The sequence below is a fragment of the Novosphingobium sp. FW305-C-30-35 genome (genome assembly GCF_058783135.1).
Window position 1 is genome coordinate 474,883 of record NZ_JBYSYJ010000002.1, and the last position, 24,092, is coordinate 498,974.

Here is a 24,092-nt window from a genome sequence, read left to right on the forward strand (position 1 = left end):
GAGCCGTCGATGCGGCTTTGCATTTCAAAAAGAACTCAGTCGTTTACCGGCAGATCGAGCCGGGATGCATTGGCGCCGCCGCGATGCACGGTGATGACCGGCGCCGGGTTCTGGCGAATGTCCTTGAGATTGCGCTGGCGCGGATCGGCCCCCGCCACGGTCAGCCGCAGCCGCGCGCCCGCTGGCACCACGCGCGACACCGGCGTCATGTCGATGTTGACGCGCACGACCTGACCGGGCCGAACCGGCGCGACATCGGCCATCATTCCCGAATGCCACGGCAAGCCCATCGTGTCGTAGGGGGCCTTGCCCTCCTTGCGGTGCGAAAGCGCGAGCCGCCCGAACGCCACGACCTCGGCCTTGCCGCTCGCATCGACCTGATCGAGGTAGACGAAGACGTTTGCGTCAGTCTTGTCGGTCGAAACCGCCAGCCGCGCCACGGGGAAGCCCACCAGCTTCACCGGCGCAGTCAGCGCGGGCGTGGTATAGGACAGGCCATTGGCGTCCATCGGCTGCGCCCAGAATGCAAAGTACTCGGGGTCCGGAAGATCGTAGTTGACAGTGAAGCGATCCGCGCCGCGTCCGCCCGCCGAGGCGCGGAGCAGACCATCATTCACCGATCGCGCCGTGCCGCTCTTCCCCTCTTCAAGGAACCAGGACACCGGCTTGGCCCCCTCGCCCGGCAGCAGGTTGGAGCGAACATAACCACCCTTCCCGTCTAGGCCTTCGAGCCAGTAGGTCGCGCGCGGGGCAGACTCCATGCCATTGGCCGCGCCTTTCAGAGCGTGGTCGAAATAGCGCGTGACCTCACCGGTAAAGTCGAACCCCGGCGGCGGCACGCAATGGCTTCCGGGCCCGGCAAGGAACCTTGAGCCCGGCATGTTGGCGGCGCTGATCAGGGCCTGCGCTGTCGGCTCGTCCTGCCAGTTGCTCCAGAAGTAGGTGGCGATGCCTGCGGCACGGATGCGGTCCAGGTAGTTGAACGTGCCGACCTCGTTCCAGAACTCGTTTCCGGTGAAGGCCGAAACGCTGTCGCGATAAGGCATGCCGTACCACAGCGGGGCCATCGGCGTGTTGGCGGCATGCTCGGCCACGGCGGCCTTCAGCATCGCCCCATCCGTGTCGGCGTCAACCGGGACGCTGGCGAGGTCGACTTCGGCAGGCTCGTCAGGCCGGGTGTTGAACTGCGCAGGGATGCCGCCGCGCCGCACGAAGGCATACTTGTCGAGGTCGGAAGCGCCGATGAACACGGCCTTGAGCGACGGCGGGGTTGTCGTGGCAGTATGGAACGTCGATCCGCCGAGGTAGGAACATCCGATCATGCCCACCTTGCCGGTGGAGAACGGCTGGCGCGCCAGCCACTCGACCAGATCGTAACCGTCATAGGCCTCGGTACGATCCTGAAATCCCCGACGGTGTCCGAAGGAAGCGCCCTTGCCGCGAATGTCGGCGGTGGCCACAACGTAACCCGCCCGGATCAGCGAGCGCATGGCGAGGCGATCATCAAGCGCAAGTTCGACGACCTTGCCATCCTTGTCCCTGAAGCGCGCTCGATAGGGCGTGAACGAGAAGATCACCGGCAGACGCTCAGGCGCAACCGTGGCACCACTGGCGGGCCGGTAGATGTTCACGGCCAGCCTCGTGCCATCGCGCACCGGCACGTAGATCGACTGGCGCACGACATCAGGATAGCCATCCGCGGCGGCAGCAACGGGCCCAGCGACGAACGTGGCCACGCTTGCCAGCGCCACGATGGCGCCCGTAAGATTGCGGATTCCCTTCACGATGCTCTCCCGGACGGATCGATCCGCCGCTCTTGCAACCCTGTGATCACCTATCCCGCAAGCGCTTACAACTGAAAAATGGACAACGATATTGTTGACAATTTCGTCCATAACCAGCGATAAGGTTGCGCATGGTCCAGGATGCAGCCATTGATCGCGCCCCTTCGGGGCAGGAAATCGCCGATTGGGTCCGTCAACGCATCCGGACCGGCCGCTTCGTGCCGGGCCAGCGACTGGTCGAGGTCGATATCATCCGCCAGACCGGGGCGAGCCGGTCAAAGGTGCGCGAGGCGCTCAAGCGGCTCGAAGGCGAAGGCCTTGTCGAGATCGAGGAATTTCGCGGCGCGTCGGTCCGCAGCTCCACGCTTGACGAGGTGCGCCAGATCTATCGGGCGCGCATGGCGCTCGAAGGCATGGCGGCGCACGATTTCACCGTGAATGCCGATGCCGTCATGCTGGGCCGGCTCAAGGCCTTGCAGGACCAGCTTGACGCCTGCGTGCGCGAACGCGCGCCGGACCGGTTCGGCAGGCTCAACAATGAATGGCATCGCCTGATCGTCGAAGGATCGGGCAACAAGGTCATCGCCGATCACCTCCAGCGGCTGAACGTGCCGATCCATCGCCTTCTTTTCGAAAGCTTCTATGACGAGGAGCGCCTGAAGACCGCCAACGCCGATCATCAGGCCATGCTTGCACTGATTCTCGCCGGGGACGCCGATGGTGCCGAACGCGCCATGCGCCAGCACATCGGCGACGGGTTCGAAACCCTCGCCCGCATCGAGGACGAATTCTACCGCTGACCGGGTCCCGTCACGGCTTGAACGTCCAGACTCCCGCCATCGGCCCGCCGTCCCCGAACAGCGCGGTCATGGGATCGGCGCTTTTGGCGGCGCGGGAGAGTTTGTCGGCGAGGGGGTCGTCGACGGGTCCGTTGTGGCCTTGCAGGTGGTGGATCCAGGCGGTCAGGCCTTCGCGTATGGCGGGGCAGGTGCGGCCGTGTTTCTCGTTGTGCGCCAGCGTCTCGAGCCAGCGCTGCGGGATCTTCTGCGAGCCGTCCATGGCGATCTGGATCAGGCGGTGGTTGAGGCTGGGATTGGCGAAGCGGGCGATCAGCGCATCGGCATAGGCGGCAAGGTCCTGCCCCGGTGCGGTCGCGATCGTCGGTGCGGCTTCGTTGCGCATCAACTGCTCGGCAAGGCTGCGCAAGGCAGGATCGGCAATGGCTTCGTGGACATATTCATGGCCCGCCCTGAGCCCGCAGTATGCCAGCAGCGAGTGCGCGCCGTTGAGCATGCGCAGCTTGGCCGTCTCGTAAGGGGCAACCTCGGAGACGATCTGCGCGCCGACAGCTTCCCAGCGCGGACGCGGGGACGCAAAGCGGTCCTCGATCACCCACTGGCTGAACGGTTCGGTGACGACACAAGCTTCATCCTGGCAGGCTTCATCCTGGCAGGCCTCGTCTTCAGGACCGCCCAGCGCTGCTGCCACCGCCGCGCGGTCCTCGTCGGTCGTGGCGGGCACGATGCGGTCGATCATCGTCGCGGGGCAGGTGCAGTTCCGATCGAACCAGTCCACCAGATCAGGCTCGTGCCGGGCAAGGTACTGGCGCATCAGGCGCTCGAGTATCGCGCCGTTCTCGGCCAGGTTGTCGCACGACAGCAGCGTCACGCCGGGCAGTCCCGCCTTGGCCCGCGCCAGCAGGCCTTGCGTGACGAAGTAGTAGAAGCTCAAGGAATGCGCGAGGTCGAAGTCGAGGCTGCCAACAGGATTGCGGCAGTAGCCCTTCTCGGTCACCGTCAGGCTGACGATGCGGGTGGCAGGCGCAGCCACGGCGGCAATCACCGCATCGGGTTCCTCGCTCGCCACCAGCACGTTGCGGACCGATCCCACGATCCTCGCGCGCATCCCGTCGTCCGATTGCTCGGCCACCGTATAGAGCCCGCCTTGCGGGTTCATCTGCCGCGCAACGCCTGCCGAGCGCAGCGAGACACCGGTGATCATCCAGTCACGGTCACCAGCATTCATCGCCGCATCGGTGTACCAGGCCTGATGCGCGCGGTGGAATGCGCCGATGCCGAAGTGGACGATGCCAACCTCTTGGCTTTCGCGATCGTAGAGCGGGCGAGCAACCTCTGCGGGCAGGGCTGCCAGCGTGTCCGGGGACAGGCGCTTCACAGGTTATAGGCCTTCTTCGCCAGATTGTACGACAGGTCCTGCGCAAGCTCTGCCGCTTCCCAGTCCTCGATGCGGTGCTCGGCCACCAGCTGCGCCAGGAAGCCGCAATCGATGCGCCGGGCAACGTCGTGCCGTGCCGGGATCGAAAGGAAGGCGCGGGTATCGTCGTTGAAGCCGACGGTGTTGTAGAAGCCCGCCGTCTCGGTCGTCATCTGGCGGAAGCGCTTCATGCCTTCCGGGCTGTCGTGGAACCACCAGGCCGGGCCGAGCTTGAGGCAGGGGTAGTGCCCGGCCAGCGGCGCGAGTTCGCGGGCATAGGCGCTCTCGTCCAGCGTGAAGAGGATGATCGAGAGGTCCTTCTCGTTGCCGAACCGGTCGAGGAGGGGCTTCAGGGCATGGACGAAGTCGGTGCGGGTCGGGATGTCGGCGCCCTTGTCGCGCCCGAAGCGTTCGAACAGCGCGGCATTGTGGTTGCGGAAGGACCCGGGGTGGATCTGCATGACAAGGCCATCGTCCAGGCTCATCGCCGCCATCTCGGTCAGCATCTGGGCGCGGAACAGCTCGGCGTCCGAGGAATGGAACTCGCCCGAAACCACCCGCTCGAACAGCGCAGCCGCTTCGGATGCGGAAAGGTTGGCGGTTGCTGCCGTGGGATGGCCATGGTCGGTGCTGGTCGCGCCCATGTCCTTGAAGAAGGCGCGGCGCTGGCGGTGGGCGGCAAGGTAGCCGGCCCACGTGCGGCAGTCCTCGCCGGTCAGCCCCGAGAACAGGTCGAGGTTCGCTGAAAAACCCTCGAACTCCGGGTCGATCACCGGATCGGGACGATAGGCGGTGATGACGCGGCCCTGCCATCCGCCGGCGCGCGCGTTCTCGGCGCGGATCGCGGCGTGGTGCTCCAGAGTGTCGAGCGGGCTCTCGGTCGTGGCGATGACCTCGATGTTGTAGCGATCGAACAGCGCGCGCGGGCGGAAGCTGTCGCTGGCCAGCATCTCGGTGATCGTGTCGAAATAGAGGTCGGCAGTCTCCGCGCCCAGCTGCACGCCCATGCCGAAGGCCTCGGCGAAGACCCAGTCGAGCCACATCCGCGAAGGCGTGCCGCGAAACAGCCAGTAGCGTTCGGCGAACAGCCGCCATGCCGCGCGCGGATCGACCGCCTTGTTGCGCACGCCGAGGTCTTCCAGCGCCACCCCTTGCGAATAGAGCATGCGGAAGACGTAGTGGTCGGGCACCAGCAACAGGTCGGTGGCATTGCCGAAGGTCTCGTTGCCCGCAAACCAGCGCGGATCGGTATGACCATGCGGGCTGACGATCGGCAAACCCGCAACGCTTGCATGAAGCTCGCGCGCAATCGCGCGCACCGATGGATCAGCCGGCAAAAGCCGGTCCGGATGAAGCTCAAGGATGCGGGGCATTTCTACTCTTTCAGACCGTATTTGAAGTGATCCAGCGAAATTCACGCCGTGGCTTTGGCGTAGCGATCGCGTTTGGCTTGTGTTGCTCTTCGTGCTTCGGCGAGGAGTCGTTCTTCGGTGGCGAAGAGGAGGCCGTCGAGCACGGCGGAGAGGTGGGTGCGCATGGCGGTGCGGGCGGCGTTGGGGTCACGCGCGCGCAGGGCCTCGAGGATCGCGGTATGCTCCTCGACCACCGGCTTGATGTTGGCGTGGCGGGCCTTCTCGTGCAGGAGCGCGGCCTCGGGCGATGTGCCGCGCAGGTCCCACAGCTGCGCCACGGTGTTGTAGACCGCCACGTTGCGCGTCGCCTTGGCAATGGCGAGGTGGAACGCGCGGTCGGCGGTCTCGGTGCCGTTGGGGCTCCGGTTCTCCTCGGCGATCTGCTGGACCAGCACCTCGATCTCGGCAAGGTCCTCGTCGGTCATCTGCGTGGCGGCCAGTGCCGCTGCCTCGCCCTCGAACAGCAGCCGCGCCTCGGTCAGTTCGAACGCGGTCACGTTGAAGCCGGGACGGTCGTTCTCGCCGGGCAGCCGCTTGACATAGGCGCCCGAGCCGACCCGCACCTCGACCAGCCCCTGCACTTCGAGCGCGATGATCGCCTCGCGCACCGTCGGCCGGCTCACCTCGTAGCGCAGCGCAAGGTCGCGCTCGGCCGGCAGGCGGCTGCCCACCGGATAGCGCCCGCTGGCCAGTTCATCGAGCAGCGAGCGGGCGAGATCCTGATAGAGCCGGTCGTGTGATTTGCCAGTTGTCATGGAAACTTTCTGGTATTACCAATTCAAGAAACTTGACAGACCGAAACCGGTCCGTCAATCGGTATTACCACAATCCGCCTGTCCTTAGCGAGTGTCCCCCATGAAAATCACCGCCGCCCGCGTCATCGTCACCTGCCCGGGCCGCAACTTCGTGACGCTGAAGATCGAGACCGACCAGGGCGTCTACGGCATCGGCGATGGCACCCTCAACGGCCGCGAGCTCTCGGTCGTCGCCTATCTCGAGGAGCACGTCATCCCCTGCCTCATCGGCATGGACCCGCGCCGCATCGAGGATATCTGGCAGTATCTCTATCGCGGGGCCTACTGGCGCCGGGGGCCTGTCACCATGCGCGCGATCGCCGCGGTCGACATGGCGCTGTGGGACATCAAGGGCAAGATGGCCGGCATGCCGGTCTACCAGTTGCTGGGCGGCCGCAGCCGCGACGGGATCATGGTCTATGGCCATGCCAACGGCGCGGACATTGCCGAGACGGTGGAAGCGGTCGGCCACTACATCGACATGGGCTACAAGGCGATCCGCGCCCAGACCGGCGTTCCCGGCATCAAGGATGCCTATGGCGTGGGCCGCGGCAAGCTCTACTACGAACCGGCCGATGCTGCCCTGCCCTCGGTCACCGGGTGGGACACGCGCAAGGCGCTGAACTATGTGCCCAAGATGTTCGAGGAGCTGCGCAAGACCTACGGCTTCGACCATCACCTGCTGCATGACGGCCACCACCGCTACACCCCGCAGGAAGCGGCCAACCTTGGCAAGATGCTCGAGCCCTACCAGCTGTTCTGGCTGGAGGACTGCACCCCTGCCGAGAACCAGGAAGCCTTCAGGCTGGTGCGCCAGCACACCGTCACCCCGCTGGCCGTGGGCGAGATCTTCAACACCATCTGGGATGCCAAGGATCTCATCCAGAACCAGCTGATCGACTACATCCGCGCAACCGTCGTCGGTGCCGGCGGCCTCACCCACCTGCGCCGCATCGCCGATCTCGCCAGCCTCTACCAGATCCGCACCGGCTGCCACGGCGCCACCGACCTCTCGCCCGTCACCATGGGCTGCGCCCTCCACTTCGATACCTGGGTCCCCAACTTCGGCATCCAGGAATACATGCGCCACACCCCCGAAACCGACGAAGTCTTCCCCCACGACTACCACTTCGAAAAGGGCGAACTCTTCATCGGCGATACCCCCGGACACGGCGTCGACATCGACGAAAATCTCGCCGCCAAATACCCCTACAAACCAGCATACCTCCCCGTCGCACGGCTCGAGGACGGAACAATGTGGAACTGGTAGGACAACAACGACAACAGTGAGGATATCATGAAGAAGGCATTTCTTGCGGCGACCGCCATGGTTGCCTTGACCGGCGCGACGTCCGTTCCCGCCCCCTCGCTCCAGCTTGCCAGGCTTGCGAAGGTCGGTACCGTCAGCGATCGCTATCAGTCCTACAACATCGAGATGGTCGAAGTGACCGGCGGACGCTTCTGGGCGCCCTATGGCGGCCCGGCGGACGAACGCTATCGCCAGCGCCCGCCGATCGACCTGACCGATCCCAAGCTCGTCGCGCTGGCCAAGGCACTCGGCCCCAGCCTCGTGCGGGTCAGCGGCACCTGGGCCAATAACACCTACCTTGAAGCCGAAGGCGAACATCTCTCCGCCCCGCCCGCAGGCTTCGTACAGGTGCTGACCCGCGATCAGTGGAAGAACGTGGTGGCCTTCTCCAAGGCCGTCGATGCCCCCATCGTCACCAGCTTCGCCGTCAGCAACGGCACGCGCGATGCCAATGGCGTGTGGACGCCAGCGCAAGCGCAGCGCCTGGTTGATCTTACCCGCGAGGCGGGCGGCTCGCTCTACGCCGCCGAGTTCTTCAACGAAGCCAACATGCCCAGCGCCGCGCCGCAGATGCCCAAGGGCTACACCGCTGCCAACTACGGCGCCGAATTCCGCCTGTTCCGCGATTGGGCGCGCAAGGCCGTGCCCGAGATGAAGATTCTGGGCGCCGGCGGTGTTGGTGAGGCTGGTCTGCTCAAGGACGTGCCCGTACCCGCGGAAATGGGCACCCACGTCAGCAGCGAAGACATGATGCAGGCCAACCCGAACAGCGTGGACGGGGTCTCCTACCACTTCTACGGCAGCGTCTCGCAGCGCTGTGCGGGCCTTGGCATCGGCACTGCACAGAAGGCCGACGCGCTCACCGCCAAGTGGCTCGACATGACCGTGCGCGATTACCGCTATTACGCCGCGCTGCGCGACCGGTTCGAGCCCGGCAAGCCGATGTGGAACACCGAAACCGCTCAGGCCGCCTGTGGTGGCAGCCCGTGGGCCTCGACCTTCCTCGATACCTTCCGCTACCTCAACCAGAACGCCGCGCTGGCGCAGCAAGGGTTGCAGGTCGTCATGCACAATACTCTCGCCGCCAGCGACTATGCCCTGATCGACCGCGATACCCTGACCCCGCGCCCGAACTACTGGGCCGCTGTGCTGTGGAAGCGCACGATGGGCAGCACCGTACTCGCCTCGCCGGCATCGCCCTCGCCCGCATTGCGGCTCTATGCCCACTGCATGCCCGGCCAGCCCGGTGGCGTGACTGTCATGGCGCTCAATACTGGCGAGGCCGCGCAGCGCGTCAACCTCGGCGGCAAGGGCATGGGCTGGACGATGACCGGGCAGCCGCTCGACACGCGCGCGGTGCTGGTCAACGGCAAGGCCCCTGCCCTGTCTGCGGACTACAAGCTGACCGGCCTTGAAGGCACGGCGGTCAACGGCAAGGTCACCCTGCCCGGCCAGTCCATCGCCTTCTACGCCATGCCCGGCGCCGCCAACCCGGCCTGCCGCTGATGCGCGCAGTCCTTGTCGGCGAGGCGATGCTGGAGCTGTCGCAGGACGGCAGCCTCTGGCGCCTCGCCTATGGCGGCGATACGCTCAACACCGCGATCCACCTCGCCCGCAGCGGGGTGGAGACCGCCTATCTGACCGCACTCGGCCCCGATCCGTTCAGCGCGGATATCAAGGCGCAGTGGGCGGCCGAAGGTTTGGACACCAGTCTTGTCCTCGCTCACCCTGCGCGCAATCCCGGCCTCTACGCGATCACCTGCGACGATGCGGGCGAGCGCAGCTTCACCTATTGGCGCGGCGAAAGCGCGGCGCGCGCTCTGTTCGATTGCAACGGCATCGAGGCCGCACTGGCCCATGCCGAAGCGGCGGACCTGCTTGCCTTCTCGCTGATATCGCTGGCCATCCTGCCCGAAAACGGCAGGGAGGCCCTGCTTGCCCTCGCCCGCAAGGTCCGCGCCAAGGGCGGCCTCGTCGCCTTCGACGGCAACTACCGCCCGCGCCTCTGGCCCGACCGGCAAACTGCCCAAGCCGCGCGCAATGCCGCCATCGCCGTCGCCAGCATCGGCCTGCCCACGCTCGAGGATGAAACCATGCTCTCGGGCGAGGCAGATGCCGCTACCGTCGCCGCCCACTGGCAAGGCCTTGGCTGCGGCGAAACCATCGTAAAGATGGGCGCGCAAGGCTGCCGCCTACCCGATGGCCAGATCCTCGCTCCTGCCGAAGTCCTGAAGCCCGTTGATACCAGCGGCGCGGGCGATGCCTTCAACGCAGGCTACCTTGGCGCGCGCCTTTGTGGCGAACCGGTTGCACAGGCTGCGAAAGCGGGGCACGACCTTGCTGGTTGGACAATCATGCGCCCGGGCGCGATCCCGCCGCGCTGACCGTGCCATATACACACCTGATTGGAACGAGCGATGCATCGCAACCGGCGCGATATTCTCAAAGGCACATTGGGCGCGGCGATCGCCGCTGCAGTATCTCCGGCTGCGGCTGAACAAGGCGAGCGCCCCAATATCCTCTGGCTCGTCAGCGAGGACAACAACCCGTTCCTCGGCTGCTATGGTGATCGTCTGGCGCAGACGCCGAACCTCGACGCGCTGGCACAGAAGGGCATTCTGTTCGAACGCGCCTACTCCAATTTTCCGGTTTGCGCGCCGTCCCGGTTCACGCTCCTGACCGGCATCTATGCATCCTCATGTGCGCCGGCACAGCACATGCGCGCCAATGCCCATCTGCCGGCCATCCTGCCCACCTACCCCGACCTGATGCGGCGCGCCGGGTATTATTGCACCAACAACGAAAAGACCGACTACAATTGCGACGTCGATCCCGCCGCGATCTGGGACGATAGCAGCACGCGGGCGCATTGGCGCAACCGGCCGGAAGGCAGGCCCTTTCTCGCCGTGTTCAATTCAATGACGACGCATGAATCGCGGCAGTTCCAGCGCCAGCCGGGCGCCGATCGCTACGGTCCGTTCAAGATCCCGCAGTACTTGCCCGATACGCCTGAAATCCAGGGCGATTTTGCCAACTATTATCGCCTGATCACGATGATGGACGCCGAAATGGGCGCCCGACTGGAAGATCTCGCCCGCGACGGCCTCGCCGAAAACACGATCGTCTTCTACTATAGCGACAACGGCGGGTCGTTGCCTCGAACCAAGCGCTATTGCTACGAGGAGGGACTGCGGGTTCCGCTTATTGCCTACGTCCCGCCGCGTTGGCGTCATCTTTCGCCATTCGCGCCCGGCACGTCCGTCAAGGCACCGGTCAGCCTGCTCGATCTGCCGCCCACCGTGCTGTCGCTGGCCGGAGTCGAACCACCTGTGACCATGCAGGGCCGCGCCTTGATGGGCCGGTTTGCAAAGGACCTGCCGCGCTACGCCTTCGGGATGCGCAACCGCATGGACGAGCGCTACGATTTCGTCCGCACCGTCACTGATGGCAGGCATCGCTATATCCGCAACTACATGCCCCATCGCATGCTGGGAATGCGCGTGGATTTCGAATGGATCACCAAGGGTTACCAGTCACTCGAGCGCGAGCATCTGGCTGGCCGGTTGAACGAAGTGCAGGACAAGTTCTTCAGGCCCAAGGCCTATGAGGAACTCTACGACCTTTCGGCTGATCCGGACCAGATCAACAACCTCGCCGCAAACAGCGCCCATGCACCGTTGCTGCATCGCCTGCGCCGGGTGCTGGATCGGCACATGCTGGAAAACCGGGACAATGGCTTCATTCCCGAAGGCACGCCGGCAGAAGGGTTCGACCAGACGCGGGACAATGCGACCTATCCGCTGAAGAGCATCATGCAGCTCGCGCAGTCGGCTGCACGCGGGGATCGCAAAAAGGCGGGCCTCTTTGCCCGGCAACTGCAAAACCCGAACGGGGTCATCAGATACTGGGCGGCGACCGGCCTCCTGATCGTCGGCGATGCCGCAGCCCCACACATCGAAGCCTTGCGCTCCGCCGCCACGCGGGACAACTGGCCTGCCGTACGCGTCGTCGCCGCGGAGGCATGCTGCCGTTTGGGCAAGGTGGACGAGGCACTGGCCGTGCTGGGGCAGATCGCGTCCGGCACGGCCCTGCCATTTCCACCCCGGCTGCAAAGCCTCAACGCCATCGAGGAACTCGGGCAGGTTGCACTGCCCTTGCTGGACAGACTGCGGCCGGTGGCAGCAGAGCGCGATCAGTACCTCAGCCGTGCTGCCGGCGCTACGGTCGCCAAGCTTTCCGGCACTTACGATCCCTCGCGCACCTTCGGCCGGCGTGAATGGTGATCGGCCGCGTCTGGCTCAGGCGCGGCCAATCTTGCGCTCCCTGAGGAGCACCCACAGCACCACCGCCGCCAGCAGATCAAGCCCTGCCAGCGCCACGAACAGCGGGTTGTAACCGAACACGTCGGCGCTCTGGCCGATCAGCAGCGTGAACAGCATGCCGCCGACCCATGCCGAAGTCCCGGCCATGCCGCTGGCCGTACCCACGGTGCGGCTGTCGAACACGTCGGCGCACAGCGTGATCAGCGCGCCGTTGAGTAGCTGGTGCGCAAACCCGCCGATGCAGAACAGGGCAATGGCCATCTCGGGCGAGGTGGCAAGCCCGATACAGGCAGGCCCGACCATGCAAAGCGCCCCCATCGTCATCGTGATCTTGCGCGATGACAGCATGGAAGAACCGCGCTTCATCAGCCACGGCGGCAGCAGCCCCGCAGCCAGACTGCCGAAGTCTGCCGCCAGGAACGGCAGCCAAGCCCACAGCGCGATGGATTTGAGATCCAGCTTCCACACCGCCACGAGGTAGAGCGGGATGAAGAAGTTGAAGGTCTGCCACGCCGGTTCGGCCAGGAAGCGCGGCACGGCAATCGCCCAGAACGAGCGGCTGCGCAGCACCTGCCCCTTGGTTGCCGGCTTGGTCGCGTCGGGCTGGTTCATCGCGGCAATCGCGTCACGTTCCGCCTGCGAAAGGCGCGGGTGCACGGCGGGATCGCGATAGCCGATCCACCACATCCCCGCCCAGACAAGGCTCAGCGCACCGGTTACCAGGAACGCCGCCTGCCAGTTCCAGGCAAGGATGCAGAACGCGACCAGCGGCGGCGCGATCATGTTGCCAACGCTGGTGCCCATCTGGAACAGGCTGGTGGCCAGCGGCCGCTCCTTCGCCGGAAACCATTGCGCCACGGTCTTGGTGCCCGCCGGGATTGCCGCTGCCTCGCTTGCGCCCAGCAGCGAGCGGAAGAAGGCAAGGCTCATCCACCCGGTCGAAAGCGCGTGGGCCATGTTGCTCAGCGCCCAGCCCACGGCGAAGAGGAAGAACCCCAGCCGCGTGCCGAGCGCATCCAGCACCGCGCCCGCAACCGTCTGCATCACCGTGTAGCTCGCCTGGAACGCCAGCACGACCCAGCTGTACTGCTCGGTCGTCATCGCAAACTCGGTCTTGAGCGTCGGCGCCGCCACCGACAGCGTCGAGCGCGCCAGATAGTTCAATATCGTGCCGAGCGTGATCAGCGCGATGATCCACCAGCGCAGCGGAAGTTTCCTGAGCATAGCTTCTGTCCGTTGCCTTGAGGTCAGCGCAGCCGCTCGATCTCGATCATCGAGACCCGCGCATCGGTGGTGCCGCTGATGAAGTCGAGCGCGAGGCCGCCCTTTGCCTTGACCGTGAAGGTCCGCGCTTCAGCCACCGCCCCGCTCGCCGGAATGGCTGGCTGGAACTTGCGCAACAGCGTCTTCTTGCCGCTCTTCACCTCGAACGTGCCCGGCTTCTGCGTTGGCGCAGTGGCAAACCACAGCGTCACCTTGTAGCGCCCGTCAGCCACCGGCACGCGGTAGGAGAAGGTGCCGCTGCGATAAGTCGCCAGCGCGGCCCGGTCGGTCGTTCCGGCAATCGCGGTGGGCACCGCGGGCTTGCCAAAGTCGGCCGGCTTGTCGAGCGAACCCGCCTGCCCGCCCTCGAACCAGTTGTCCGAACCCAGCACGCGCCCTTCGCTCTTCGCTGCCAGAAGCGTCCCGGCATCGATCACGAAGCGCCGCGCAGTCTCCGGCGCCAGCATCCAGCGTGCGCTGTCCTCGACCGTGCCGCCGGCGTGGACGCCCCGCGCCACCAGCGCATTGCTGCCCTCGTCCAGGCGAACGCCGCTCCACACGCAGGCCTTCTGCGGGCAATCGCTCTTCACCCCCACCGAGCGTCCATTGAGCAGCAGCTCGGTGCTCGCGGTGTTGCTGTAGACCTTCACGTCCGTCACCGGATAGGCGCGGTCGACATAGCGCTTCGAGGTGATGTGGACCATCGGCTCGGAGTTCCAATTCGCCTTGTAGAACCAGAAGGCGTCCTTGCGGGTCTTGTGGTCGTAGGCGATCAGGCCCTTGGTATTGATGTCCTGCGCATCGCCCTCGGTCCGCACCGTCGTGGCAAAGTCGAACGAGTTCCACAGCCACGTGGCATAGAGCCAGGGCCGCGCATCCAGCTGCGCCAGCGCGGTTTCGTGAATATGGCTCTCGTATTCCTCCGGCTGCGCCGCGCCGCGTGAATCGGCCGGCCCGCCCAGCACATTGTCTGTGTGCATGGTCAGCGCGCCGCCGGCGCCGTATTCGGTCACGGCCAGCGGCTGCTGCGGCCGCTTGGCGCGCAGTCCTTCGAGATGCGGCCCGAGGTCGCCGGGCTTGCCGAAGTACCACCCGAAATAGCGGTTGGCCCCGCCAAGGTCCGCTGCCGCGGCTGTCGTGGGGATCTCGATATCATTGCCGAATGCCCGCGCCTCGCAGCACGTCGCCAGCGCTGTCGGCCGCGAAGGATCGAGCGCCTTGGCCGTCTTCTGCAACTCGTTCAGCAGCGGCATGGGATCGACCTCCCGGCCATCAGCCCCGCCAAACATGAAAGACGGGATCGAATTGCCGAAGTCCACCTCGTTGGCGATGCTCCAGATGGCCGAAGCGGCATGGTTCTGGTTCTGGCGCACCAATTCGGTCAGCTGCGATTTGGCATTGGCGACCAGCGCCGGATCGGGCACCTTGCTGCCGCCCAGCGTCCACACCGAAACCAGCGGGATCTCGTCCCACACCACCATTCCGGCGCGGTCGGCCAGATCGTGCACGTCCTGCCCGTGCTGGTAGTGGGTCAGGCGGATCGTGTTCGCGCCCATCTCGCGCAAGGTGGCAATATCCTCGGCCACATCCTCGCGCGAAATCGCCCAGCCCTTGCCGTCACGGTCCTGATGATAGCCTGCGCCGCGCAGGCGATAGGGCTGGCCGTTCAGGATGAAGCCGCGATCTGGATCGAACGCCATCGTGCGCAAGCCATAAGGCTGGCGCACTTCGTCCGACACTGTGCCATCGGCGGCAACCACCTGCGTGACCAGATCGTAGAGATAGGGATCGGCAGTGCCGTGCCACAGGTGCGGACCCGCCACTGTCAGCCTAGCGGCAACCTCGCCGACCTTGCCCGGCGCAAGCGTCGCCGGAACAGTCGCGCTGGCCGCTTCGGCACCGTCTCGGTCGATCAGCCGCACCCTGACGCTGGCCTTGGAAGCCTTGGCCGTATCGTTCTGCACCCGCACCACCAGGTCGACCTGCGCCTGATCCTTGTCGGCCTTTACCGTAGTCGCGCGCACGCCCGGCCCACCAGCATCGGCGAGATCGATATGCAACGGTGCGGTCGTCACCAGCCGCACCGGCCGGTAGAGCCCGCCGTGCACGAAGAAGTCGCCCGAAAGCGGCAGGACGTCGGCGGTGGAGCCACCGGCCTTGGGCTGTGCATTGTCCACCCGGACGACAAGCACGTTCTCTCCAGAAGCCTTCATCGCCGCCGTGGCATCGAACCTGAAGCGCGAGAACCCGCCGCGATGTTCGCCAAGGTAAACCCCGTTGAGCCAGACCTTGGCCACGCGGCTCGCCGCATCGAACTCCAGCCAATGGCGCTTGCCCCTGGCGCCCGTCGGAGTTGCAAAATGCAGGCGATACCAACCGATGCCCTGCCGCTTGTCCACTGTCGCGGCCGTGTTCGTGCCGCCAAGGTCATGCTTGTAATAACCAACCCGGTTCCAGGTATGCGGAACCGAAATCTGCGTCCACGTCGCATCGGCAAAATCCGGGGCGCTCGCCTCCGCCACGTCTTCTGCCGAGAACCGCCAGCCCGCATCCAGAACCATCACGTCCCGCCGAGATTGCGCGAAGGCAGGCAACATGCCGGCGATGACCAGGCAAGCGACGGGAGCGGCAATGATTGCGCTCGCACGACCTGCTCGAAATGACCCCATTCAACCTCTCCAGGTAAGCTTCTGCTTATTGCGTTGCTGACCGGCAGCCCTTCGGAACTTGATCGAACCTGAGGCAAAGCGCCTGTCGATCCAATCCGGCGAAGGTTCACCGTCCAATCTTCATGACTTACGCAAAATTTGGCCTGACCACAAAGCACTTTTTGCCCTGTTCGACACTTGGGCCGGTCATTTGGGTCGGACATTTGGACATTCTGCATAACAATCAGAGGCTTCTGCAGAGCCAGTGGCACGATGGCGCCGCCAGCATAAAGCCGAGACTACGGGAATTGGCCAGTCCAAATTTGCTCACAGCGTCGTCACCCTGCCCTGAAACAAGGCGGCACTTGCAAAGCGATCCACAACGCAAAAGGCCGGCCCCAGCGGGACCGGCCTTCGCAATCAGAGCTCTTGGGCGATCACATGGTCACGCGGGCACCTGCATAGAGGTAGCGGCCGACGAAGCTGATCGGATAGTTGCTGGAGAAGCGGTCCGGCTTCTGGTTCCAGATGTTGTTGCCGCCAATGTAGAAGCGGAACTTGTCGTCCACGTCGAACGCCACCTGCACGTCATGCTGCCAGCGTTCCTTGATCCACAAGTACTCGGGCGCGACGATGTCCGGGTTGGCGGCCAGTGTTTCCAGCTCGTAGCGACGCGTCTTGCTGAACCAGCTGATGCCGTAGTTCACCGTCACGCCATCCATCTTCCAGGTAATGTCGCCAGTGGCGTTCCACTTGGGGCTGTAGGTTTCCTCACGATCGATATCCACGTTCGCGCCCGGGGTCGGGATGAACTCGAGCCGGTCGAGATAGCCGCCGATCAGGCTGAGGCTGAACGAGCCGAGCTTGTCCGTCCGGAAGCTGTAGTTCAGGCGGAAGTCCGCACCTGCCGTGCGGAAGTTCGCCACGTTCACCGGCTGCACGAAGTAAGTGTTGATATAGCCGGTGCCGGTTGCGCGCCCCACGTTCTGGCAGAACACGTTGTCGAGGCTCGGCTGGTCGACGCAAAGTTCGGCAACGTCCTGGGCCGTCGGCGTGTTCACCGCGTTCTTCAGCTTGATGTCCCACCAGTCGAACGAGGCGACGAGGCCGGGGATGAAGCTGGGACGCAACACCACGCCAGCGGTCCACGTCCGCGCCGTCTCCTCGCGAAGGTTGCGGTTGCCACCGGAGAAGCCGGGGAGGCTGACCGTAGCGGTCGGATCGTTCTCGGGGTTGAAGGCTGCGATCTGCGCGGGCGTCAGGCCGGCTGCAGTCAGCACAGCGCGGCAGTTGGCCTCGCGGAACTGCGTGCCTTCGGTAATGAACACCGGATCGCACGGATCGCTGATGAACGAGAAGCCACCGTTGCGCGGCGCAAACAGTTCGGTGATGTTCGGAGCGCGCACTGCCTCAGACAGCGTGCCACGGAACGTCACGTCGGGGATCGGCGCATAAGTACCGTCGATCTTCCAGGTGGTCGTCTTGCCCACCGTGGAATAATCCGAAAGGCGGATCGCCGCGCCCAGCGTCAGGTTGTGCGCAAAAGGCATTTCTCGCAGGACCGGTACCGAAAGCTCGGCAAACGCTTCCTTGACGTCGAACGAGCCTTGCTCGGGCAGCTGCAGCGAAAAGTCGGCCAGCGCACCCTGCTGAAGCAGATCGTCGGGCACGAAACGGCTCGACTCCTTGCGGTATTCGCCGCCCAGCGCAAAGCCGACCGGGCCGCCCGGCAGTTCGAAGAACTGGCCGAAATCGCCCGAGATCGATCCCGAGATCACGTTCTGGCGAATGCGCGCCCGGTTCACGATGTCGGCGTTGACCCAATCCAGTGCGGCCTGGCTGCGCACGCCGTTGCCCAGCAGGTTCAGCGGAAGGCATCCGCTGTTCGCGCCTGGCGTGAAGGTCGTGGCCGGTGCATCGTAGTTGTTGGGATCGATGTTGCCAGTGGGGTCGATGGTCGAACGGCAGACGATATTGCCCGCTCCATCACGCACCGCATCCACGGCCGCGAAATAGCGATCGGCGATGCGGTAGTTGGTCAGGAGGATGTTCGACTTGGTCTGCCCGAAGACGTAGGACACGTCATAGCGTGCATGGTCCGAAATGCGGCCTTCGAAGCCGAGGACGGCGCGGATCGTCTCGCGATCGTTGCGTTCGCCGCGCACGCCAAGGTCGAAGTTGTCGCGCGACAGCAGCGCACCGCCGCTGGTGTCGGCGATGCCGGCGTAGCGATCCTGCAGGAACGGGTTGTCCGGCGTCAGGTACGTGAAGAAATCGAACGAGGGCTGATTCTGCGTGAAGGTCCGGTTCTTGACGTACTTTCCTTCGACATAGACCGACAGCGCATCGCTGAAATCATAGTGCGCCAGCAGATTGACGTTGTGGGTCCGGTTGTAGGCCTGCAAGTCGCCCTGGTAGCCGGCCAGCGGCGTGCTGTCGCCGCCTTGCGTCAGGCCGCCGGCGGAACTCAGCAAACGACCACGGTCATAGACCTTGCCGGAACCGGTGAAGTCGGGGATCCCGTCGAAGTCGAGGTCGATCGCACCATCGACCGAGCTGTCGGCGTAGCGCAGGTCGTTGGTCGGCACCCGGTCGGGCAAGTTCGGATTGTCCGGCAGGTCCGCCTGATTGCGGACCAGGCCAAAGCTGCGTCGCGGATCACCGGTAAAGTCGCGGCGGAAGCTGCTGACACGGTCGATCTCGCGGAATTCATAGGCCACCGCAATGTTGCCGCGGCCGTCTGCGAAGTTGCGCCCTGCAGTGACCGAGCCATAGCGTTGCCCGGCGTCGCCCTGATCCGAGATGCCGATCTGGCCGGAAGCGACCACTCCGTCGAAATTGCGCTTGAGCCGGAAGTTGACCACGCCCGAGACGCCGTCCGCACCATAGATCGCCGAAGCACCGCCGGTCAGGACGTCGACGCTTTCGATCAGGTCGGTAGGGATCGAGTTGATGTCCACAGCGGCGGTACCGGCAAGGCTGGCGACGTGGCGCCGGCCATTTACCAGCGTCAGCGTACGGTTCTCGCCAAGATTGCGCAGGTCGAGCAACTGCACGCCGACCGCACCGAAGTCGGCGTTGGAGCCCGAGGTGCGCGCGCCGCTCAACGAGTTCAGCAGCGCCGGGTTCTGGGCCAGCGTCTCGACGATCTGGACGTTGCCGGCCTGCTGCAAGGTTTCCGACGTTACCGACACGATCGGGTTGGGCGCATTGTAGTCGGCGCGCTGCTGGATGCGGCTGCCGGTCACGACAATGGTGCCGCTGTCTTCGGTCGCTTCTGCGCCCTGCTCGGCCACTTGCGGTTCGGCCGTCTGCGCATCCTGCGCAAGGGCAGGGAATGCCAGGGTGGCGATGCTGCTGGCAGAAACGAGCATGGCTGCCCGCAGGAGTGTCATTTTCGTCATGGAAATCCCCATTGATCGGTCGCGTCTGAGCGCTTGGCCGGGAATTCCACTCAAAGATTAACAGGGTCAACTGCCCGGAGGGTCATTTCCGGGCAGCCCCATAACTTTAGTTCAGGATGATGCATTTTCATCACAGAGTATGACGAATCTTTTCCCTAAACCCCTGAATTGTCTTTCTATTCTGTGACAAAAAATTAAACGAACGTTCATCAGACCTGGCTGAACCCACCATCCATCACGAATTCTGCGCAGGTGACAAAGCTCGCCGCGTCAGAGCACAGATAGACCACACCGCCGCCCATTTCCTCAGGCCGACCCATGCGGCCGATCGGGTGGTTGGCCACGATGCCCTGCATCGCCACCTCGCGCGAGGGCACCGCGCCCAGCTCGACATAGCGGTCCATGATCGAGTTCAGCATGCCGGTGTCCACGCCGCCCGGATGCACCGAGTTGACGCGGATGTTGTAGCCCAGCGCCGCAAATTCCGCACCGAGACACTTGCTCAGCATCTTCACCGCCGCCTTGCTGGTGCAATAGGCCGCGTTGAACGCCGCCCCGCGCAGGCCGCCAACGCTGGAGAAGTTGACCACCGAAGCACCGCCAGTGCGCGCCTTGCCGCCTTCCTTCAGCAGCGGCAGCAGAACTTGCGTACCGATAATGATCGAATCCACGTTGATCGCGTTGACGCGGTGGAAATCGGCCAGCGGAGTCTCTTCGAACTTGGTCACGATCGAATAGCCGGCATTATTCACCAGCGCATCGAGGCGCCCGTACTTGTCCTGCACCAGCGCCGCGACGGCCTGCCAGTCGGCCTCGCTCGTGACATCATGCTTGAGGTAATGGTCCGCCCCTTCGATCTGCGCGTCTGGCGCAAGGTCGGTGGCGATCACCGTGGCGTTCGCGGCCTTCAGCGCCTTGACCAGCTCACGCCCGATCCCGCCCGCTGCGCCTGTGACGACGGCGACCACATTGCTGAGAGCGATTGTCATTGCGCCGTCCATCCCCCGTCGATCACCAGCTCCGCGCCGGTCATGTAGCTTGAATCCTCGCTGGCCAGGAAAAACGCGGCCGACGCCAGTTCCGAAGGCTGCGCCAGCCGCCCGATCGGCGTTGCGCCGACCACGCCTGCCACCAGATCGTCGGGCTTTTCGGCAAAGCCCTGATCGACCCAGCGCTGGAAGCCGGCCTTGAGCAGCGGCGTCTCTACAAAGCCGGGGTGCAGCGAATTGGCACGGATCGGCGTCTTCTTCTGCGCAAATTCGATGGCGATGCCCTTGGTGAACAGCCGCACGGCGCCCTTGCTGGCATTATAGGCCGAAACCTCGTTCATGCCGACGAGACCCATGATCGAGCTGACGTTGATGATCGAGGCACCGCCGCGGAAATCCTTGCCGCTTTCTGCCATCAGCGGGACGAAATGCTTGGTGCCAAGGAACACGCCATCGACGTTGATCGACATGATCCGCCGCCAGCCTTCCATCGAAAGGCTCTCGACCGGCCCGGTCAGGTCGATCCCGGCGTTGTTGACCAGCACGTGGCACTTGCCGTGGCGCTCTTTCACGAGGGCAACCGCGCGCTCCCAGTCTTCTTCCTTGGCGACATTGGCGCTGATGTAGCTGGCCGCCTGCCCCAGCCTGCCCATCACTTCGCGCGCGGTATCGCTATCCTCGGCATCGAGGTCCGAGAGCACGACTTCGGCCCCCTCGGCCAGGAATCGCTCGGCGCAAGCCAGACCGATCCCGCGCAGGCCGCCCGATACGAAGGCAACGCGCCCCTTCAGGCGCTGTGCAGACAATTCCATGTTCCTCAGACCCCCATCATGCCGGCGGTCGTCGCGCCGTCGATCGCGTATTCGGCGCCGGAGATGAACCCGGCCTCGTCGCTGGCAAGGTAGGCCACCAGCCCGGCCACCTCGTTCAACTGCGCCATGCGCTTCATCGGCGCCATGCCCTCATACATCGCGCGCGCAGCGGCAGGATCGGGCTGGCTGTTCATGATCTGCTGGATCAGCGGCGTTTCCACCACACCGGGCAGGATCGCGTTGACGCGGATGGCATAGCCCTTTTGCCCGCAGTGCACTGCGGCAGACTTGGCAAGCGCGCAGACAGCGGCCTTGGTCACGGAATAGGTCACGTAATTGCCCAATGGGCGCGTGGCATTCATCGAGGAATTGATGATGATCGACCCGCGCGGACCTTCGGGATTGCGCTTCATGCCCTTGATGGCGTTCTGAACGGTCAGCATCACGCCGGTCTGGTTGACGGCGACGACATTGTCCCAGCCCTCGATCGAAACATCCTCGATGCTGGCATCGCCGCTTTCGGTGCCGGCATTAGCGAATACGATGTCGAGCCGGCCTTCGGCGGCGATGATCTCGTCGACCAGGCCCGGCCAGCCAGCGGCATCCTGCACGCGCAGCTTGCGGAACACCGCGCCCGTTTCGGCGCAAAGGGTGGCGGCCGCCTCTTCCTTCGATCCGGTGAACCAGACCTTGGCGCCTTCCTCGGTCAGTCGTGCCACGGTGGCCGCGCCGATGCCGGTGGTGCCACCGGTAATCAGGGCGACCTTGCCTTCAAGCCTCTTGGACAATTGCTCTCTCCCGCAAGAATCTGCGTCAGTTTATGATGTCAGTGGTTACGCGCAGGCGGCAGTCGTGCAACCTATGCTTTCAGCAAGGTGACGCGCGCGCGCATGGGCGGCAAAACCGGCACCAATACCGGAATCTGGGTGAGGAATCATAATGGCTGACAGTGACCCTAACATGGGCGGCGGAAAAGCCCGTTGCGAAGCGATCAGCTGGCAGGAACTGCTGGCCCAGGATTCGCGCCCCGCTCCGGCGATGCTCACCGAGGAAAGCTACCAGTACCGCGGCTCCGAACCGCTGGCGGCAGAGCGATACACGTCTGAAGACTTCGCCCGTCTCGAGCGCGAGAAGATGTGGCCCCACGTCTGGCAATTCGCCGCGCGCGAAGAGGACATCCCCGAAGCGGGTGACTACACCGTGTTCGAAAACGCCGGGCGCTCCTGGCTGATCTCCCGCCAGGAAGACGGCAGCGTCAAGGCGATGCACAACGTCTGCCTCCATCGCGGACGCAAGCTGCGCACCGAAGACGGCACCGCCGACACCTTCACCTGCCCGTTCCACGGCTTTGCCTGGAACAAGGACGGCAGCTTTGCCGGCATGCCCTGTTCGTGGGACTTCAAGCACCTGCAAGCCGACAAGATGGCCCTGCCCGAGGCCGAAGTCGGCCGTTGGGGCGGCTACATCTTCCTGCGCGAGGAACCGGGCGGCCCCACTCTCGAGGAATACCTCGCCCCGCTGCCCGAATTCTTCAAGCGCTGGCGCCACGAGGAATGCACCACGGTGATCTGGGTGGCCAAGGAAGTTCCGGCAAACTGGAAGGTCACCGCCGAAGCCTTCATGGAAGCCTGGCACACCGTCGTCACCCACCCGCAGCTCCTGCCCTTCACCGGCGATGCAAACAGCGCCTACTGGACCTATGGCGACAACGTGAACGTCAATCACGTTCCGTTCGGCATCATGTCTCCGCACGTCGATCCGAACGGCAAGACCCAGCAGTGGATCGTCGACGAGTTCTGCAAGTACAACGGCCGCAGCGCCGACAACTACGATGCCTCGGGCGATCCCTTCGCGGTCAGCGTGCCCGAAGGCATGACCGCGCGCGCCGCATTGGGCGCCGCCATGCGCGCAGGCTATACCGCGCAGACCGGCTACGACCACGACCACGCCACCGACGCCGAGCTGCTCGATGGCCTCGTCTACAACGTCTTCCCCAATTTCGCACCGTGGGGCGGCTTCATGCCGAACATCGTCTATCGCTGGCGCCCCGGAAAGACGCCCGACACCTGCCTGATGGAAGTGCGCATCCTCGCCCGCGTCAAGAAGGGCGATCCCATGCCGCACGGTGTGCCGATGAAGCTGCTGTCGAACGGCCAGAAGTGGACCGATGCGCCCGAACTCGGCGTGCTCGGCCACGTCTTCGAACAGGACATGGACAACCTGCCTTACGTGCAGGAGGGCCTCCATGCGTCGAAGACCGGCGAGGTCAATTTGGGCGACTATCAGGAAATCCGCATCCGCCAGTTCCACCAGACGCTCGACAAGTACCTGAACGCATGAGCGAAGTTGCCCACCCTCCACGCATCGATTGCGTGCTCATCTGCGGCGGCGTCTGGCATGACATGGACTTCGCCCGGCTGGAGATCCTCAAGCTGCTGGCCGAGGACCCGGCGATCCGCACCCGCGTCTTCGAGGATTACGAGAACATCGAGGCGATCAAGGCAGCAGACATCCTGATCACCTACACTTGCGACGTCACGCCCTCGTTGAAGGCGCAGGAAGCCTTGCGCGATTGGCTGCAGGCGGGCGGGCGCTGGTATGCGCTGCACGGCACCAACTCCGTCCTGCGCTTCCTCACCGAAGGCCCCAACAAGGACCTGTGGGACGCGCCGCGCTGGGCGCCGCTGATGATGGACCTGCTTGGCAGCCAGTTCCTCAGCCACCCGCCGATTGCGCCTTATACGGTCACGGTGGCGGACCCCGATCACCCGCTGGTGCAGGGTATCGAGCCGTTCGAGACCACGGACGAACTCTATCACATGGAGTACCACGGCAAGCTACATGTGCTGCTGGAAACCGACTGCACCGTGGAGGGCACCGGCTTCGTCGAGGCGGCAGACGCCATCGGCAAGCATGCCGTCATGTATCTGAAAGACCACGGAAAGGGCGGCGTGCTCTACAACACGCTCGGCCATTGCCGCGGGCACTATGACCTGCAACCCATGCTTGATTGGTGGCCGACAGTCGACCGCTGCGCCTGGGACCTGCCGGTGTTCTACGAGTTGCTGCGGCGCGGGATCGGCTGGCTCAAGGATCGCGCGCCCAAGTCTTGATCCTAAAGTCCAATTTTGGCGGCAAGGG

The 24,092-nt window shown here is 64.6% G+C and carries 17 protein-coding genes; 7 read left to right on the forward strand and 10 right to left on the reverse strand.

The features are described 5' to 3' along the window. Positions 1-35: 35 nt before the first annotated feature. On the reverse strand, positions 36-1,784 hold the full coding sequence (locus AC3WLM_RS18845; protein WP_492478428.1) for a CocE/NonD family hydrolase: 1,749 nt from the start codon (positions 1,782-1,784) through the stop codon (positions 36-38). A gap of 131 nt (positions 1,785-1,915) precedes the next feature. On the opposite strand from AC3WLM_RS18845, the gene AC3WLM_RS18850 reads away from it, so the two are divergent. Next, on the forward strand, positions 1,916-2,584 hold the full coding sequence (locus AC3WLM_RS18850; RefSeq protein ID WP_062346523.1) for a GntR family transcriptional regulator: 669 nt from the start codon (positions 1,916-1,918) through the stop codon (positions 2,582-2,584). Between the two features lie 10 nt (positions 2,585-2,594). Here AC3WLM_RS18850 and AC3WLM_RS18855 read toward each other — a convergent pair whose 3' ends face one another. The 3 genes from AC3WLM_RS18855 to AC3WLM_RS18865 are packed head-to-tail and all read right to left on the reverse strand — an operon-like array spanning position 2,595 to position 6,165. Continuing rightward, entirely contained in the window at positions 2,595-3,959 is a 1,365-nt protein-coding gene (locus tag AC3WLM_RS18855; protein WP_492478429.1) for a mannitol dehydrogenase family protein, read from the reverse strand. Further along, positions 3,956-5,371, reverse strand: a complete 1,416-nt coding sequence (gene uxaC, locus AC3WLM_RS18860; RefSeq protein ID WP_039335592.1) for a glucuronate isomerase — start codon at positions 5,369-5,371, stop codon at positions 3,956-3,958. Before uxaC ends, AC3WLM_RS18855 begins: the two co-directional genes overlap by 4 nt. Positions 5,372-5,412: 41 nt before the next feature. Beyond that, positions 5,413-6,165 (reverse strand): FadR/GntR family transcriptional regulator, encoded by a 753-nt coding sequence (locus AC3WLM_RS18865; RefSeq protein WP_039335594.1) that lies wholly within the window; start codon positions 6,163-6,165, stop codon positions 5,413-5,415. 100 nt (positions 6,166-6,265) lie between these two features. On the opposite strand from AC3WLM_RS18865, the gene manD reads away from it, so the two are divergent. Genes manD through AC3WLM_RS18885 form a run of 4 tightly spaced genes read left to right on the forward strand, consistent with a single transcriptional unit; the run spans position 6,266 to position 11,796 of the window. After that, complete coding sequence (manD, locus tag AC3WLM_RS18870) at positions 6,266-7,474, forward strand: D-mannonate dehydratase ManD (RefSeq protein ID WP_039335606.1); 1,209 nt, start codon at positions 6,266-6,268, stop codon at positions 7,472-7,474. A gap of 27 nt (positions 7,475-7,501) precedes the next feature. Next, a complete protein-coding gene (locus tag AC3WLM_RS18875; RefSeq protein ID WP_039335608.1) occupies positions 7,502-9,019 on the forward strand; it encodes a hypothetical protein in 1,518 nt (505 codons plus the stop codon). Next, positions 9,019-9,897, forward strand: coding sequence for a sugar kinase (locus AC3WLM_RS18880; protein WP_492478430.1), 879 nt, complete (start codon positions 9,019-9,021; stop codon positions 9,895-9,897). The genes AC3WLM_RS18875 and AC3WLM_RS18880 overlap by 1 nt, the downstream gene beginning before the upstream one ends. 33 nt (positions 9,898-9,930) lie before the next feature. Beyond that, complete coding sequence (locus AC3WLM_RS18885) at positions 9,931-11,796, forward strand: sulfatase-like hydrolase/transferase (protein WP_492478431.1); 1,866 nt, start codon at positions 9,931-9,933, stop codon at positions 11,794-11,796. Positions 11,797-11,811: 15 nt separating this feature from the next. Here AC3WLM_RS18885 and AC3WLM_RS18890 read toward each other — a convergent pair whose 3' ends face one another. The 6 genes from AC3WLM_RS18890 to AC3WLM_RS18915 all read right to left on the reverse strand — a co-directional run bounded on the left by AC3WLM_RS18890 (position 11,812) and on the right by AC3WLM_RS18915 (position 21,739). Continuing rightward, a complete protein-coding gene (locus tag AC3WLM_RS18890; protein WP_492478432.1) occupies positions 11,812-13,059 on the reverse strand; it encodes an MFS transporter in 1,248 nt (415 codons plus the stop codon). 23 nt (positions 13,060-13,082) lie between these two features. Beyond that, positions 13,083-15,695 carry a glycoside hydrolase family 2 TIM barrel-domain containing protein gene (locus tag AC3WLM_RS18895; RefSeq protein WP_492478433.1) on the reverse strand — a complete coding sequence of 871 codons (2,613 nt, stop codon included), beginning with the start codon at positions 15,693-15,695 and terminating at the stop codon, positions 13,083-13,085. Positions 15,696-16,183: 488 nt separating this feature from the next. Further along, positions 16,184-19,150 carry a TonB-dependent receptor domain-containing protein gene (locus tag AC3WLM_RS18900; protein WP_230487893.1) on the reverse strand — a complete coding sequence of 989 codons (2,967 nt, stop codon included), beginning with the start codon at positions 19,148-19,150 and terminating at the stop codon, positions 16,184-16,186. A 209-nt stretch (positions 19,151-19,359) separates the two neighbouring features. Continuing rightward, the gene (locus tag AC3WLM_RS18905; protein WP_492478434.1) at positions 19,360-20,139 is read right to left on the reverse strand and encodes an SDR family NAD(P)-dependent oxidoreductase; all 780 of its coding nucleotides are present in this window, start codon (positions 20,137-20,139) and stop codon (positions 19,360-19,362) included. Further along, on the reverse strand, positions 20,136-20,951 hold the full coding sequence (locus AC3WLM_RS18910) for an SDR family NAD(P)-dependent oxidoreductase (protein ID WP_492478435.1): 816 nt from the start codon (positions 20,949-20,951) through the stop codon (positions 20,136-20,138). Before AC3WLM_RS18910 ends, AC3WLM_RS18905 begins: the two co-directional genes overlap by 4 nt. A 5-nt stretch (positions 20,952-20,956) precedes the next feature. Further along, positions 20,957-21,739: an SDR family NAD(P)-dependent oxidoreductase gene (locus AC3WLM_RS18915; protein WP_193828552.1), complete on the reverse strand. Its 783-nt coding sequence runs from the start codon at positions 21,737-21,739 to the stop codon at positions 20,957-20,959. A 151-nt stretch (positions 21,740-21,890) separates the two neighbouring features. On the opposite strand from AC3WLM_RS18915, the gene AC3WLM_RS18920 reads away from it, so the two are divergent. Beyond that, complete coding sequence (locus AC3WLM_RS18920; protein WP_492478436.1) at positions 21,891-23,291, forward strand: aromatic ring-hydroxylating oxygenase subunit alpha; 1,401 nt, start codon at positions 21,891-21,893, stop codon at positions 23,289-23,291. Continuing rightward, complete coding sequence (locus AC3WLM_RS18925; protein WP_039335621.1) at positions 23,288-24,064, forward strand: ThuA domain-containing protein; 777 nt, start codon at positions 23,288-23,290, stop codon at positions 24,062-24,064. Before AC3WLM_RS18920 ends, AC3WLM_RS18925 begins: the two co-directional genes overlap by 4 nt. The last annotated feature ends 28 nt before the right edge of the window (positions 24,065-24,092 follow it).

Coding starts and splice junctions, on each gene's coding strand:
- AC3WLM_RS18850 (WP_062346523.1), top strand. CDS start 1,916: ATGGTCCAGGATGCAGCCATTGATCGCGCCCCTTCGGGGCAGGAAATC.
- uxaC (WP_039335592.1), bottom strand. CDS start 5,371: ATGCCCCGCATCCTTGAGCTTCATCCGGACCGGCTTTTGCCGGCTGAT.
- AC3WLM_RS18865 (WP_039335594.1), bottom strand. CDS start 6,165: ATGACAACTGGCAAATCACACGACCGGCTCTATCAGGATCTCGCCCGC.
- manD (WP_039335606.1), top strand. CDS start 6,266: ATGAAAATCACCGCCGCCCGCGTCATCGTCACCTGCCCGGGCCGCAAC.
- AC3WLM_RS18875 (WP_039335608.1), top strand. CDS start 7,502: ATGAAGAAGGCATTTCTTGCGGCGACCGCCATGGTTGCCTTGACCGGC.
- AC3WLM_RS18880 (WP_492478430.1), top strand. CDS start 9,019: ATGCGCGCAGTCCTTGTCGGCGAGGCGATGCTGGAGCTGTCGCAGGAC.
- AC3WLM_RS18885 (WP_492478431.1), top strand. CDS start 9,931: ATGCATCGCAACCGGCGCGATATTCTCAAAGGCACATTGGGCGCGGCG.
- AC3WLM_RS18890 (WP_492478432.1), bottom strand. CDS start 13,059: ATGCTCAGGAAACTTCCGCTGCGCTGGTGGATCATCGCGCTGATCACG.
- AC3WLM_RS18895 (WP_492478433.1), bottom strand. CDS start 15,695: ATGTTGCCTGCCTTCGCGCAATCTCGGCGGGACGTGATGGTTCTGGAT.
- AC3WLM_RS18900 (WP_230487893.1), bottom strand. CDS start 19,150: ATGACGAAAATGACACTCCTGCGGGCAGCCATGCTCGTTTCTGCCAGC.
- AC3WLM_RS18905 (WP_492478434.1), bottom strand. CDS start 20,139: ATGACAATCGCTCTCAGCAATGTGGTCGCCGTCGTCACAGGCGCAGCG.
- AC3WLM_RS18910 (WP_492478435.1), bottom strand. CDS start 20,951: ATGGAATTGTCTGCACAGCGCCTGAAGGGGCGCGTTGCCTTCGTATCG.
- AC3WLM_RS18920 (WP_492478436.1), top strand. CDS start 21,891: ATGGCTGACAGTGACCCTAACATGGGCGGCGGAAAAGCCCGTTGCGAA.
- AC3WLM_RS18925 (WP_039335621.1), top strand. CDS start 23,288: ATGAGCGAAGTTGCCCACCCTCCACGCATCGATTGCGTGCTCATCTGC.